Raw genomic sequence first — 14,021 nt, 5'->3', positions numbered from 1 at the left:
GTCAAAACGAGCTGAGACTCGACTGGAGGTTTCGACTTTCACGGCCTTCCGTTACAGTATAGCCGACGAGATCCCGGAGATCGACCGCGTAGGTCGATCCGCCCCGGTCGAGAATCAAGAGCCGACCCTTCGTCCCGCGAACCGTCCCCGTCGCGATTGTCTCGTCGACCGGCTGGCGATCGAGTTCGAGGCCGTAGTCGAACGTGAAGGTCTCGATCGGATCGAACGCATCGAGACGGCCGTCCCACGCCGACTGGTCGACCGACTGGCCGAGTCCGGCCAGCTTGGTCGGGACTCGCACGCGGTCGGGTATCTCCTCGGCGATCTCGGCTTCCAATTGGCGGGCGATTCGGCCGTCATCTACCGTCTTGAGATGGGCGGCCCGATCTGCGCCCTGCTCGCGGAGTCGGGTTTCGAGCCGCCACGCCTTGGTGACACCGACTTTGAACGTATCGGGCGCGAACGCTGCGAGATAGATCGCGTGGTCGTCGAAACAGTCCATCTCGTCTTTGAGACAGGTGCCGGTACACACCGCACAGACCCACGTCCGTTGGTGGTCTCGACAGAAGGGTGCGGTCGGATTCGTACAACAAATGTGGGTCTCATCGGAGATCGTCCCCGCGCAGTGTCGATCACCGAGCGTGTATTCGAGCGTGGTCCCCGCTTCGAGATCACGGTAGGTGACCTGCTCGCTGTCGCTGACGAGAAGTCCACCACCGGCCGAATCGTAGCCCACGATCTGCACGGTCGACCTACCGGTCGGGTGAATAAATCCGTGTTCATCGCTTCGTGCGACGTGTCACAACCGTATCGCCCAACCCACCATAGCCCCAGTAGTCAGTCCCTACGTTGTCGACCCTCGCTCGTAGCCACTATCTACGAGTCGTACTGTCTGCCGTAGCCAGTGGCTACCCGACGGTCGACTGCCGTCTGCGACAGGCCTATCAACGTGGCTTGCGACCGTCAGGAAAATGCACCAGCGCAGGTTTCTGGATCTCGTCGCCAAATCCCGCTTGGCGGAGACGGCCATCGAGTTCGATCGTCGGATCGACGACCAATCGGATCGGCTCACCGAGGCGATACTCGCGGGCCAACTCGACTCACCGAGCTACGGAATCGGATTGGAGCTGGAAGTGTATGCGGTCGACGACGACGGTGCACTCGCGCGACTGCCGCACTCCGTGTTCGAAGCCGACTGCGACAAGGAACTCGGCGTCCATAACGCAGAACTGAACACCTCGCCCGACCGTCTGACCGAAGCGGGAATCGAATCGCAGGCCGACAAACTCAGCGCGAGTTACGAGTCGACGCAGGCCGCCGCCCGCGCCGAAGACTGTGAGATCGTGCTCGATGCGATGTGGACCGTCCCACCGGCAGCGGGCACCCGGTCATATCTGGGTGACGTCGACCGCGAAGACGGCGTCCTCATCGCCACCAACATGGCTCGATCGCCGCGGTACAGCGCGCTCGACACCGCAATTCTCGATCGGTGCGGCGGGAGCGTTTCGATCTCGGTGCCGGGCGCGAACTGCGAGTTCCCCTCGATTCTCGTCGAATCGCTCACGAGTTCGATCCAGCCACACCTACAGATACCGGATTCCAGTACGTTCGCTGACGCCTACAACGCCGCCATCGCGACGCTCGGGCCGGTGCTCGCACTCACGTCGAACTCACCGCTACTCCCAGTCGACCTGTATGACGTCGACGACCCCCATGCGCTCCTCGATGAGACTCACCACGAACTCCGAATCGACGTCTTCGAACAGTCGATCAACGAGGCGTGCGAGAAGGTCAAATTCCCGGACAAAATCGACTCGGTGACGGACGTGGTCGATCTCTTGGTTGACGATCCGACCCTCGCGCCGTTTCTCAGAGAGTGGTTGGTCGATGGCCCACGCGAACGCTTCGCCGACGAGTTCTGGGAGCTCGACCACAAACGTGGGACCTACTGGCGCTGGCTTCGTGCGGTGACCGGCGGCCAGCCGGTCGGCGACGGCACCGAGCAATCGATTCGCATCGAGTACCGACCGATCCCGACCCAGCCGACCGTCGACGACATTATCGGCGTCCAGTGTCTGGTGACCGGCCTTATCCGCGGGCTTCTCGCAACCGACCACCCCGTCAAGACGCTCGATCAGTCGACCGCCGAAAACGCGTTTTATAATGCGGTACGCGATGGAATCGACGCGGAGTTGGCATGGATCACCGCTGACGGCGACGAAACAACCGATTCGACCACGCTGTACGCCGAACTGTTCGAACTTGCCCGTCGAGGGCTCAGAGAGCAGACTGTGAGCGACAAAACGATCGACCGCTATCTCGCTCCGATCGAGGCCCGCTGGGACCAGCGACAAACCCCAAGCAAGTGGAAACTCGACTGCGTTCGCTCAGGGCTCGATTCGGGCGCGACGTTTTCCGAGGCCGTTCGAGAGATGCAACAAGCGTACATCGCTCACTCGTCGACCGGAACGCCGTTTGCCGAGTGGAATCACACCGTCAAATCGGAGTAGGGGCTACCTACCGTCTGGTTCGGTCGGAGTAGGTGCTTCATACGTTATAAACAAGAACTGTCGACTGCTGGCCACGCCACCGAGTCGCTGTCATCAGGGGCCGTTCAAAATCGTTTGTCGACGAGGCGCTGAATCAGATGTCGACCGGAGGCGTCTCGAAAGGACCCTCGTCTGCGTCGACGTCGTACGATTCGATGGCAGCCCGAATCAGTTGGAAGACGCCCTCTTTGCTCCAGCGCGCCGTGTTGAGCTGAAGGTCGTAAAACTTCCTGTCGGAGACGTCGATGTCGTAGTAGGCCTGGTACCGACCGGCCTCGCTGACTTCGCGCACACGCATTTCAGCGTCGGTTTCGGTTCGGCCCTCGATTCGCTTGGCGCGGACCTCTTCGGGGGCATCGAGCCAGAGCCGCAGGTCAGCATGGGGGCCAGCGAGCCAGCCTGCCAGTCGTGATTCGAGGATGAACGGCTTGTCGGCTGCACCCCATTTTTCGGCGATCGACCGGAGCCGTTCGTCGAGCGCTCGATCGATCGAATCCGACGTTTCGGCCTCTGCAGTCTGTTGATGGAGACTCAGATCTCCGTTTTCGGCGAGTTCGCGGAAAATGTCGCCGCCAGAAACGTACGGGCAGTCCATCACCTCCGAGAGGCGTCGACAGAGCGTCGTCGCGCCACAGCCCGGTGGCCCCGACACCGTAATGAGGAGGTTCGTCTCGATTGCATCGTCGACCACATCATTCCGGCGTCGGTGGGAAGTATCACTATTGGACATGTGGGTTGACTTTCTCTTTTGAGTGAAGTCGTGTTATGCCCATCGGTTCTGGCGGGTCGTGCCGGAGTTCAATACAACGAAGTACCGACGGCCGACTCGTCGTATGGGCAAGCCCTCGTGTCCCAACTGCGACCGCACGCTGTTCGTCTCCCGAATACGGACTGGTGGGGCACTGTTTCGCCCGGAAGACAAGTACTACCGCTGTTGGCGCTGTTTTGATACGTTTGCGCCGGCAGACAGGGGTCCCGACCGGTCGGACACGCCAGACAAGTAGTTCAACTGCCAACGGTCAACGGCGATATTTTATACGGCAGGGTGCTACGGTCGGCCGTGTGTACCCTCGTCCTCGCGTGGCAGGTTTTCGACGATGCGTCGGTGGTCACCGCCGCCAACCGCGACGAAGCGCTGGGTCGACCATCCGAACCACCCAGTCGGTACCGCGACGATCCGAGAACCATCGCCCCGCGCGACACCACGGCGGGCGGGACGTGGATCGGCTACAACAAACACGGGCTGTTCGTGGCGATCACCAACCGGTGGGTCGACCGTGAAGGAGATCGCTCGCGGGGCCAGCTCGTCGCTGACTGTTTAGCGAGCGGGTCGACCACCGAGGCCGTCGAACACGTACGGCAATCTGTGATCGCCCACTCGTACGCCGGCTTCAACCTCGTTGTCGCCGACGCCGAACGGGCGGTACTTCTCGAATGGGACGGCGAACTCGTCAGCGCCGAGTTCGACCCTGGCGTCCACGTCGTCGTCAACGTCGGTGCCGACGGCGAGTTCTTCGAACCCGACGGTCGCTCCACGGTCGGTCGACAACAGGCCGACAACGCGACGACACTTCGAGCCGCACTCGAAGTCGACCCTGATGAGTCGGCCCGAGAGTGGATCGACCGGGCGGGCGAGGCGCTCGGTGACCACGAGTACGGCGTCTGTGTTCATGGAGATGGCTTCGGAACTCGGTCCGCATCGCTGATTCAGCTTGACCATCGGGCGTCCGGACTCGTCGACCGCTACTGGTTTGCTGATGGGCCGCCCTGTCAGACCGCGTTTCGACGGGTCGAAAGCAGGATTTAAGCGACTCGCGTTCGGAGTTCACCTATATGAGTGCCTCCGAGATCGAAGATAGTCTCTCCGAAGACGAGTATCGCGGGCTGGAACTGATCCGTGAGACTGGTGGAATCCATCAGAGTGATTTCTGGAAAAAGCTCGATGTCTCGTCTCGAAAAGGAAGCCGAATCGCCGAGGCGCTGATGGAGTCCGGACTAATCAAGCGCGAAGAGACGGTTTACAACGGTCACAACACCTACTATCTCGAACCCGCGGCTCGGGACCTCGATTTCCGGCTGCTGATGGCTGGCGACATGCTCTCGCCGTTCATTGGCGAAGAGGAGGTAGACCCCCGAAGCGACTCGTTTTCGCAGTGGCTGATGAATCTCGCCTACGAAGAACACTGACGTCGCTTTGTGCGGCCGGACGCGACTTTCGACATCATCACTGATCGATCTGATTTTGTTAGAAACACCGTATATAAAACGACTACCGCTTGGTAGCCACTGACTACTGGGCGTTAGTCGCTGGCTTCGCCGATGAGCGCGTCGACGTCGACACGGTCGCCGAGTAGATCGGCCATTGTTTCGACCGTCCGGCGGTCGCGAGTACGACCGCTTCGGACGACCGATTCGGCGCGTTCGACCGCGGTGAGCGTGTCCGTATTCAGCTGGAGAACCGGCGTCCCGGCCTCTGCGGCTCGTCCCAGAATTGCCGTCGACGGACGGTGGCCGCCAGTCGTGATGAGGCATTTGACACCGGAGGCTTCCAGCGCCGCGGTGTGGATATCGGATCGGTCGCCGCCGGTGATGACCGCGGCGTTACGGGCGCGCCGGAAGTAACGCAGCGCCTCGTCGCCACCCATCGCACCGACGAGGAAGCGCTCGATAATCGCCTCCGAGCTGATGCCGGTGAGCGTATCTGCACCGAGTTCAGCAGCGAGTTCCTCGACGGTTACCCCTGCAAGCGAGGTATCCTGTGGGATCGCGCCAAAGACCTCAACACCCTTGCTCTCGAGGAATGGAATCACGTCGCTGTCGAGCACTTCGAACGCGGTGTCCGAGATCCGGTTGAAGATGATTCCGCCGAGGTTCTCGCCGAGGTCGTCGACGGCGGCCAACAGCGTGTCGAGATCCCCGGGTTGGGTATAGTCGGCAACGAGCACGACGGTCGCGCCAAGAAGCTCGGCGATATCGCCGTCAGTGAGGTCGACGATGCCACCCGTACTCAGCGAGCCGCCGCCTTCGACGACCATCAGGTCGCGACCCTCGGCCAGGTCGTCGAACTGGGTTTTGACCTGCTCGCGGAGTTCGCTCGGGTCCTCTTGGCCACGGATCGCCCCATCGATGAACGTCGGTGAGTAGACGATGGGTTCGAGTTCGTGCATTTCGGCGTCCAACTCCAACAGTTCGCGCGCGAGCATGGGGTCCTCGTCGAGCGTTTTGCCGACGTTGCTCTGGAGTCGGGTGCCTTTCGGCTTCATGTAGCCGACCGACTGACCCCGGTCGCGGGCGATACTCGCCAGTGCGAGCGCGATAGCAGTCTTGCCGGTGCTTTCCTCGGTTGCGGTGATGAGTAGCGTGTTCATAGTTCTTCAGGGTCGACGGTGAGTCTGATATCGACGGCATCGACGCCGTCAGGCGTTGCGACCAGTGGGTTGATGTCGAACTCCATGATCGCCGGGAAGTCGGCGACCAGCTGTGAGAGCCGTTGGATCGTCTCAACGATCCCGTCGACATCGGCCGCCTGTGTGCCTCGTGCGCCACGTAGGAGCGGGGCCGTCTTGATTTCTTCTGTCATTTCGCGGGCTTCGGACTCAGAAACGGGCGCGACGCGGAAGGTCGTATCCTCCAAGACCTCCACGAAGATCCCACCCAGTCCGAACATCATCAGCGGGCCGAACTGCGGATCGCGGTTCATCCCGACGATGGTTTCGGTACCAGCGTCTAGATCGGCCATCTCTTGGACTTGAACACCAAGCAGATTCGCATCCGGCTGGTAGTTTCGGGCGCGTGTGATGAGATCCTCGTAGGCGTCGGCGACCTCGTCGTCCGAGACACCGACTTTCACGCCGCCGATGTCGGATTTGTGGAGAATGTCGGGGCTGACGATCTTCATCACGACGTCGCCGTCGATCTCGGTTGCGACATCGAGCGCCTCGGCAGGCGAGTCGACGATCGCACTGTCGGGCATCGGAATGCCGTAGGCTTCGAGCAGACCCATCGCCTCGACGCCGAGGCGGTTGTCCGACCGGCCTTTGACGCGTTCGAGAATCTCACGTGCGGCGTCTTTGTCGACGTCGAACTCGGCGGGCGACTCGTACTCGCGGCGCTGGATCTGTCGGTACTCCCACAGCGAGTCGAGCGCGCCGATCGCCCGGGAGGGATCGAAGTAGTTCGGAATTCCGGCCTCGGAGAGGATTTCGGCCGACTCGTTGACGCTATCGCCGCCCATGAAACAGGCGGCAACGGGTTTGCCGTGTTTCTCCCGTAGCTTGGCGGTTTCAGCAGCCAACTGCTCGTAGTCGAGTACGGCCGTCGGACACGACAGCACCATCGCCGAGCCGACGTTCTCGTCGGCCAGCGCGATGTCGAGCGCCTCGCTGAACCGGTCGACGTCGGCATCGCCGACGATGTCGACCGGGTTGTAAATGTTCCCCTCGGGAGGGAGTTGCTCGGAGAAGGTTTCGAGCGTTTCCTGGCTGAAGCTGGCCATTTCGAGCCCTGAGTCGCCGACCGCGTCGGTCGACATCACGCCGGGGCCACCGGCGTTGGTGATGACGGCGACATCGTTGTTTTCGGGCACTGGCTGGTTCGCCAACATCTGAGCGGCATCGAACAGGTCCTGAACGGACTCCGCGCGAAGCACGCCCGCCTGATTGAGGCCGGCCTCGTAGGCCTGCTCGGAGCCGGCAATCGTTCCCGTGTGCGAGGAGGCGGCCTGTGCGCCGGCGTCGGTTCGCCCGGATTTCACGAGGACAATCGGCGTGTCCTGTGTAACTTCGCGGGCGGTGTCGATGAACTCGCGGCCCTTGGAGATTCCTTCTAAGTAGCCGATAATGACGTCGGTCTCTTCGTCTTGGCCCCAGTGGTCGACGAAATTGGTTTCGTCCAACACTGCTTTGTTGCCGAGTGAGGCGACGTCCTTGAAGCCGACGCCCTCGTCGTTGGCCCAGTCAAGGACGGCTGTGATGAACGCTCCCGACTGGCTCATAAAGGACATGCTGCCGGGTTCTGGGTTGTCGGGGCCGAAACTGGCGTTCATCCCGTTCGGCGTCGACATGATCCCGAGGCTGTTTGGGCCGACGAGGTTCATCTCGTAGTCGGCCGCGAGCTGCTTGAGATCTTGTTCTCGGCTCGCGCCATCGCCACCGGTTTCGCCGAATCCGGCGGTGATCACGACGACGTTTTTCACGCCCGCCTCGCCAGCCTGCTGTATCGCTGGCAGAACGATCTTCGGCGGAACGACAATAACGGCCATATCGGCCGCAGCCTCTCCAATTTCGCCGACACAGGAGAGACCCATCACCTCATCGTAGTTGGGGTTGACCGGAATAATCGTCCCATCGTAATCCGCGAGCAGATTACTGGTGACAGCCCGTCCGATCGACCCCTCACGTGCGGTCGCACCGACAACCGCGATGCGTTCCGGCGCGAATAGCTCGGTTAGGGTTCCCATCGGCCGTAGGTTGCGGCTCAGCGTTCTTAAAGGACGGTGTGCTGTATCTCACATGGTATGTGATATATCATCTCAATCGTGATTTTTCGTGAAATAATGCCACGATATTGCGAGTTTTGCAGTCGACTCGTGAGTCATCCATCGCCACTTGGCTCGATGGATCGACGGTTCCAGTTATTTATCTCTCGACCGCCCGCGAGCAGGTTAGTAACAAGAGGGGCTATAATTGGCCTGAATTAATAACTCGAGTATATTGGATAATAATACTTTTACCGGCGAAGCTGTTTGGGGGTGGTATGAACCTCTCACGACGTCGACTGCTGGCGAGTAGTGCCGGAGCGCTTGGAGTCGCCGGGTTGGCTGGCTGTTTGGACGATGTGGCGAGCGAGGCGACCGAGTTCGAGTCGGGGTATGCGGCGTTTTTCGCCCTTTCGGACTGGTCCCAGACGATCGTCGGCGACCAAGCAACCATCGAGGACCCTGTCGACATCGGTCAAGCGGGCCACGGCTGGGAGCCCGATGGTGACCTGCCTCGGGAAATCGCGTCGACCAGCGCGTTCGTCTACCTCGATACGCCGGAGTTCTCGTGGGCACAGAATCTCGCCGAGACGCTCGAAGCCGACTACGAAGGCCAGGTCACTGTTATCGACGGCCTCGAAGGGCTTGGCTCGGAGATGATCGAGAGCGATCACGACCACGACGAAGAGGATGACCACGATCACGAGGACGATGAAGAACACGACGAAGAAGAAGAACACGACGAAGAGGATGACCACGGTCACGAGGACGACGAAGAACACGACGAAGAAGATGACCACGAGGACGACGAAGAACACGACGAAGAAGATGACCACGGTCACGAGGACGACGAAGAACACGACGAAGAAGATGACCACGAGGACGAAGAAGAACACGACGAAGAGGATGACCACGATCACGAGGACGAAGAGCACGTCGACACAGACAGTAGCGAGTTAGATCCGCACGTCTGGGTCGACCCCGTGCTCGCTCAAGACGTCGTCGACACCATCGCCGAGGGCTTCGCGGAGCTCGACGAGGAGAACGCCGAAACGTACCGGTCGAACGCCGCGGAGTACAACGAACGGCTCGCCGAACTCGATGCGGCGTACGAACAGCTCGTCGACGACGCCGAGACGTCAACGGTCGTGCTCGCCAGCCACTCGTCGTTCCAGTACATCGAAGCGCGGTACGGGATCGAGATCCACACGATCACCGGTATCTCGCCCGACGCAGGCGAGGATTCCGATGCGGTCAGCGAAACGATCGATATCATCGACGAGAACGAACTCGACGTGATTCTGTACGACCAGTTCGAATCGACCGAAGACGGCGACACGATCCAGGCTCTGCTCGAAAACAGCGCCGCGAGCAAGGCCGTCGCCATCACACCCGGCTCGGGAACGACCGAGGAGTGGACCGACAACGACTGGGGATTCATCGAACAGATGCAAGAGGTCACGCTTCCGGGGTTCCGAACAGCACTCGGCGTCGAGTGAGCAACGAAATGAAAGCACTAAACAGGCCAGTCGACCACTCACCACTGAGTAGACAGTGAACCCGGTCATCAGCCTCGAAAACGTGACGTTCGCCTACGGCGAGAAAACCGCCGTCAGAGACATCACGCTCGATGTGGAGGCTGGCGAGTTTCTGGGCCTCATTGGCCCAAACGGCTCGGGAAAAACCACGCTCCTTCACCTCATGTTGGGGTTGCACGAACCCGACAGCGGGCGTATCGAACTGTTCGGCGAACCCGTCGACGCCTTCGACGACGGCGAGCGAATCGGCTACGTCTCCCAGCAGTCGACCTCGCAGTCGGGCTCGATGCCTGTGACGGTCCGCGAAAACGTCACCATGGGTCGGTTCGCCCACGTCGGCCACTCGCGGCTTTCGGCGCACGATTACGAGACCGTCGATGAGGCGCTCGAAACGGTCGGCATTACTGATCTCGCCGACAGGCGCATGAGCGAGCTCTCGGGCGGCCAACGCCAGCGGGCCTACATCGCCCGTGCGCTCGCCTCGGAGGCCGACCTGCTTGCGCTCGATGAGCCGACGGTTGGCGTCGACGCCGAATCCCGCGATGCCTTTTATAAACTCCTCGAATCGCTCAACGACGACGGCATTACGATCATCCTGATCGAACACGACATCGGCGTCGTAACCGACCGAGCCAGCCGCATCGCCTGTATCAACACCGAACTATTCCACCACGGCGACACCGAATCGTTCGTCGAGAGCGAGGCACTCGCCGACGCCTACGGCGTTTCGGGCCGTGTCGTCCACCACGATCACTAATGAGCACGCATGAGCACTGACACCGACCGCACCGACAGCACCGCCTCCGGTCGACTCGGCCGACTCCGAACACAGGGATCGACCCGCGAGACGGTCGAACTCATCGGCATCGGAGCCGTGGGCCTGCTCGCACTCCTCATGATCGGCTTTATTATCCTCTATTGGCTTCGCGAGCTGCCATATGCTGAGACGGCCTACAGCCAGTTTCGGATCGCCGGTCGACTCATGGATCTCTACCTCGGCACGAACGTGTTCAAGCATCCGTTCATGTGGCAGTCGCTGTCGACGGGCGTGCTGATCGGGATCGTCGCCCCGCTCGTCGGAACGTTTCTCGTCCACCGCGAGATGGCACTGATCGGAGAGACACTGGCGCACGCGGCGTTCGCCGGTGTCGCGGTGAGCCTGCTTTTCAACTCGCTCACTGGCTGGAGCGGCTCGCTGCTGTTCGGCGCGCTGATCGTCGGCGTTATCGGCGCGCTCGGCGTCCAGTGGCTCGCCGACCGAACCAACACGTACGGCGACGTGCCGATCGCGATCATGCTCAGTGGGAGCTTCGCGCTCGGCACGCTCATCATCAGCTACGGCGATGGGCTGACCAACATCAGCATCGAGGGCTATCTGTTCGGCAGTCTCGCGGTCGTCACCGTCGACGGCGCGCGGCTGATGGCTGTGTTGAGCGTGCTCGTCATCGCTGGCGTTCTCGTCAATTACAAACAGTTACTGTTCATCACGTTCGACGAACAGGCCGCCCGCGTCGCCCAACTGCCGGTCGACCGATATAATACGCTCTTGGTCGTGATGACCGCGGTCGTCGTCGTGGGTGCGATGCAGGTGCTCGGCGTGATTCTCGTGGCGGCGATGCTCGTCATCCCGGTCGCGGCGGCCTCGCAGGTCGCGCTGAGTTTTCGTGAGACGATGTATCTCTCCATTCTGTTCGGTCAGGCCTCGATTCTCGGTGGGTTCGGGTTTTCGATCTCGATGGGGATGCCCGCCGGTGGCTCGATCGTGATGGCCGCAATTGCGATCTATCTGGTCGCGATTGTGCTCTCGAAAAACGGGGTTACGGCGCTGTCGACGCACTGACGTCGAACGAATCAGTTCAGAACGGAAGTGACGGGTCAGTCGGTAGCCGATTAGTGGCTGTGACCCATCGCATCGCTCAGCGACATACCGAAGCGTTTCTCGAAGATCGATTCGATTTCTTCGTTTATGTCGACGAGGTCCTGTGGCGTCTCACCCTGTGAGTGGTGAACCAGCGCGTGGGCGTGCTGGGCGAGTGCCTGCACGACGATATCGCTGATCACCTGCGTCGGCGCTTCGCCCTGTTCGGCGAGCGTGCCGACGAGTCCGACGGGGAGTTCAACGCTGTCTGTGTCGCCGTCCGGTCCTTCGACGGTGTACGTCTCAGTTTCGACCATACTCCCCGCTTGCCGTACAGCCATAAGTGACTGTGGAATTCGACCCGTCCGAGTGGCTGAAGGTATAAGGGCTCCCCGTCCGAAGTCGTAGGTGTGGACACAATCGTCGTTAGCACGGTCGTCTACGAGGATCCGGCGACGATCTACGACGTTCTCATCGACTTTCCTCGCTACGCGAGATACTCCGAGTACCTGACGGGCGTCGACACCCTCAGTGGCGACGGCGGCGTCGACACCCAGTACGCGCTCAACTTCGCGTGGTGGAAACTCACCTACACGGCCCACTCGCAGGTCGTCGACGTCGATCCGCCGCACCAAATCGACTGGCGAGTAATCAAGGATATCGACGCCAACGGTCGCTGGCAGGTCGAACAGCGCGAGGAGCCGCCCACCGACGCACCCGATGACGTGACCGTCGCCAGCGACGTCGCGTTACGGATCGACTTCGATCCCGACTCGGCGGACAGCAGTGCCGTAAATCTCCCGCGGCTGGTCTCGATCGGGTGGGTCATCAAGAAGGTGATCCCGCTAATCCGCAACGAGGCCGAGCGCGTCGTCCAGCGGGCGGTGAGGGATGTCGAGGGTCGACGCCGCGAGGTCGCGTTCACCGTTCGATCCGAGTCCGACTATTTATAACCAGATTGCGGAGCGAGCGAGATCACGGATGCGAACGTCTATACCGAATGCTCAGCTATCGACGAGTATGAGAGGGATGGCGGCATGAAGGTCCTCATTGTCGGAGCCGGACAGGTCGGCGAGAGCATCGCTGGCGATCTGGCAGCCAGTCACGACGTAACGGTCGTCGACCAGCGAAAAGAGCGCGCCGAAGAGCTCGCGTTTTCGTACGACGTGTTGACGGTCACTGGCGACGGCACCGAGTCGGAGACACTCGTGTCGGCGGGTATCGAAGACGCCGATATGGTGATCGCCAGCACCGACGACGACGAGACCAACATCGTCGCCTGTTCGACCGCGGCGGCGCTCGGCGAGGCGTTCACGATCGCCCGCATTAAACACACCAAATATCTCGACACCTGGGAGCGCTCCGAGCGCGCGTTCGGCGTCGACTACATGGTGTGTACGAACCTGCTGACCGCCCAGTCGATCGTCCGCGTCGTGGGGTTGCCTGCAGCAATCGACGTCGATCCGTTCGCGGGTGGGCGGGTCCAGATGGCCGAGTTCGAAATCAGCGAGGCCTGTCCGGTCGTCGACCAGACGATCCAAGAGGCCGACCGCTACGATTCGTTGACGTTCGCGGCGCTGCTGCGCAACGGGGACGTGATCGTTCCCGACGGGACGAGCCGCATCGAGGCTGGCGACCGCGTCGTCGTCATTGGCAGCCCGAAAAGCGTCCACAACTTCGCCGATGCACTGGCACCCGACCACGCCACCGGAAGCGACGAAGACGTAACGATCATCGGGGGAACCGAGATCGGCTACCACGTCGCCCGGCTGCTCGGCAAACGCGGCTTCAAACCGCGGCTGATCGAACAGGACCCCGAGCGGGCCAGACAGATCGCCGAGGAAATCCCGCAGGTCACCGTCATGGAGTCGGATGCCACCGACATCGACTTTCTCGAACGCGAGCATATCGGCGAGTCGGATATCGTCGTCGCGGCGCTCGAAAGCGACGAGAAGAACCTGCTCGTCTCACTTTTGGCCCGTCGACTCGGTGCCGAGCGGACGGTGGCGATCATCGATACGCCATCGTACGTCCAACTGTTCGAGACGGTCGGCGTCGACGTCGCCATCAACCCGCGGGTGGTCGTCGCCGAGGAGATCACGCGCCTGACCCAGTCCGGCAAGGCCGAAAACCTCGCGCTCATCGAGACCGACAAGGCCGAAGTTGTCGAAGTCGGGATCACCGACGCCAGCGTGCTCGCGGGTCGGATGATCCGCGAGTCGATGGCCGACCTCCCTGACGGCGTCGTCATCGGTGCGATTACGCGCAAACGCGAGTTCGTCACCCCGCGGGGTGACACCGTGATCCACCCCGGCGATCACGTCGTCGTTTTCGTCGACGCCGAGGCGATCGACGAAACGACGGCCAAACTCTGAGGCACGTCCCGAAGACAGCCAAACAGTCCTCGCTGGATGCTGTGAGGGCGTGTCGTGCAAGAAGTAGACCACGTCGTGCAACACCACGAACGCGTTCGATGGCTCTTACCGAAGACAGTGAAACAGCGTGAGTATCATGGCATCCCGCTGAATGCGTCTGTGTGTGAACAACCAAACCGCATTCGGCGGGATGCTTCAGCAACTTGTTGAGCTCACATCAATAGT

The 14,021-nt window shown here is 61.2% G+C and carries 13 protein-coding genes; 8 read left to right on the top strand and 5 right to left on the bottom strand.

The genetic code is table 11. The features are described from left to right. Nucleotide 1: 1 nt before the first annotated feature. On the bottom strand, nt 2-745 hold the full coding sequence (locus O2S87_RS12005; protein ID WP_475409030.1) for a DUF2797 domain-containing protein: 744 nt from the start codon (nt 743-745) through the stop codon (nt 2-4). A 226-nt stretch (nt 746-971) separates the two neighbouring features. Here O2S87_RS12005 and O2S87_RS12000 point away from each other — a divergent pair, with 226 nt between their 5' ends. Continuing rightward, nucleotides 972-2,510: a glutamate-cysteine ligase family protein gene (locus O2S87_RS12000; protein ID WP_475409029.1), complete on the top strand. Its 1,539-nt coding sequence runs from the start codon at nt 972-974 to the stop codon at nt 2,508-2,510. A 133-nt stretch (nt 2,511-2,643) separates the two neighbouring features. Here the strand turns inward: O2S87_RS12000 and cmk are convergent, their stop codons facing one another. After that, nucleotides 2,644-3,279: a (d)CMP kinase gene (gene cmk / locus O2S87_RS11995; protein ID WP_475409028.1), complete on the bottom strand. Its 636-nt coding sequence runs from the start codon at nt 3,277-3,279 to the stop codon at nt 2,644-2,646. 330 nt (nt 3,280-3,609) lie between these two features. Here cmk and O2S87_RS11990 point away from each other — a divergent pair, with 330 nt between their 5' ends. Together O2S87_RS11990 and O2S87_RS11985 are read left to right on the top strand one after the other, a co-directional pair. Further along, nucleotides 3,610-4,356 (top strand): NRDE family protein, encoded by a 747-nt coding sequence (locus O2S87_RS11990; RefSeq protein ID WP_475409027.1) that lies wholly within the window; start codon nt 3,610-3,612, stop codon nt 4,354-4,356. Nucleotides 4,357-4,382: 26 nt separating this feature from the next. Further along, nucleotides 4,383-4,736, top strand: coding sequence for a helix-turn-helix transcriptional regulator (locus tag O2S87_RS11985; RefSeq protein WP_475409026.1), 354 nt, complete (start codon nt 4,383-4,385; stop codon nt 4,734-4,736). Between the two features lie 113 nt (nt 4,737-4,849). On the opposite strand, the gene O2S87_RS11980 is transcribed toward O2S87_RS11985, so the two are convergent. Beyond that, on the bottom strand, nt 4,850-5,917 hold the full coding sequence (locus tag O2S87_RS11980; RefSeq protein WP_475409025.1) for a phosphotransacetylase family protein: 1,068 nt from the start codon (nt 5,915-5,917) through the stop codon (nt 4,850-4,852). Then, nucleotides 5,914-8,007, bottom strand: a complete 2,094-nt coding sequence (locus tag O2S87_RS11975) for an acetate--CoA ligase family protein (protein ID WP_475409024.1) — start codon at nt 8,005-8,007, stop codon at nt 5,914-5,916. Before O2S87_RS11975 ends, O2S87_RS11980 begins: the two co-directional genes overlap by 4 nt. Before the next feature lie 296 nt (nt 8,008-8,303). Here O2S87_RS11975 and O2S87_RS11970 point away from each other — a divergent pair, with 296 nt between their 5' ends. Genes O2S87_RS11970 through O2S87_RS11960 form a run of 3 tightly spaced genes read left to right on the top strand, consistent with a single transcriptional unit; the run spans nt 8,304 to nt 11,403 of the window. After that, nucleotides 8,304-9,524: a metal ABC transporter substrate-binding protein gene (locus tag O2S87_RS11970; protein ID WP_475409023.1), complete on the top strand. Its 1,221-nt coding sequence runs from the start codon at nt 8,304-8,306 to the stop codon at nt 9,522-9,524. A gap of 55 nt (nt 9,525-9,579) precedes the next feature. Further along, nucleotides 9,580-10,320 (top strand): metal ABC transporter ATP-binding protein, encoded by a 741-nt coding sequence (locus O2S87_RS11965; protein WP_475409022.1) that lies wholly within the window; start codon nt 9,580-9,582, stop codon nt 10,318-10,320. A 9-nt stretch (nt 10,321-10,329) separates the two neighbouring features. Then, complete coding sequence (locus O2S87_RS11960; protein ID WP_475409021.1) at nt 10,330-11,403, top strand: metal ABC transporter permease; 1,074 nt, start codon at nt 10,330-10,332, stop codon at nt 11,401-11,403. A 50-nt stretch (nt 11,404-11,453) separates the two neighbouring features. Here O2S87_RS11960 and O2S87_RS11955 read toward each other — a convergent pair whose 3' ends face one another. Next, nucleotides 11,454-11,738: a DUF7545 family protein gene (locus O2S87_RS11955; RefSeq protein ID WP_475409020.1), complete on the bottom strand. Its 285-nt coding sequence runs from the start codon at nt 11,736-11,738 to the stop codon at nt 11,454-11,456. A gap of 93 nt (nt 11,739-11,831) precedes the next feature. Here O2S87_RS11955 and O2S87_RS11950 point away from each other — a divergent pair, with 93 nt between their 5' ends. Then, nucleotides 11,832-12,374 (top strand): SRPBCC family protein, encoded by a 543-nt coding sequence (locus O2S87_RS11950; protein WP_475409019.1) that lies wholly within the window; start codon nt 11,832-11,834, stop codon nt 12,372-12,374. A gap of 84 nt (nt 12,375-12,458) precedes the next feature. Then, entirely contained in the window at nt 12,459-13,796 is a 1,338-nt protein-coding gene (gene trkA, locus O2S87_RS11945; protein WP_475409018.1) for a Trk system potassium transporter TrkA, read from the top strand. Nucleotides 13,797-14,021 lie beyond the last annotated feature (225 nt).

It is taken from the genome of Halohasta sp. A2 (assembly GCF_056175805.1).
The sequence above is the reverse complement of the archived record's forward strand: the minus strand, read 5'-3'. Positions and strand labels throughout refer to the sequence as shown.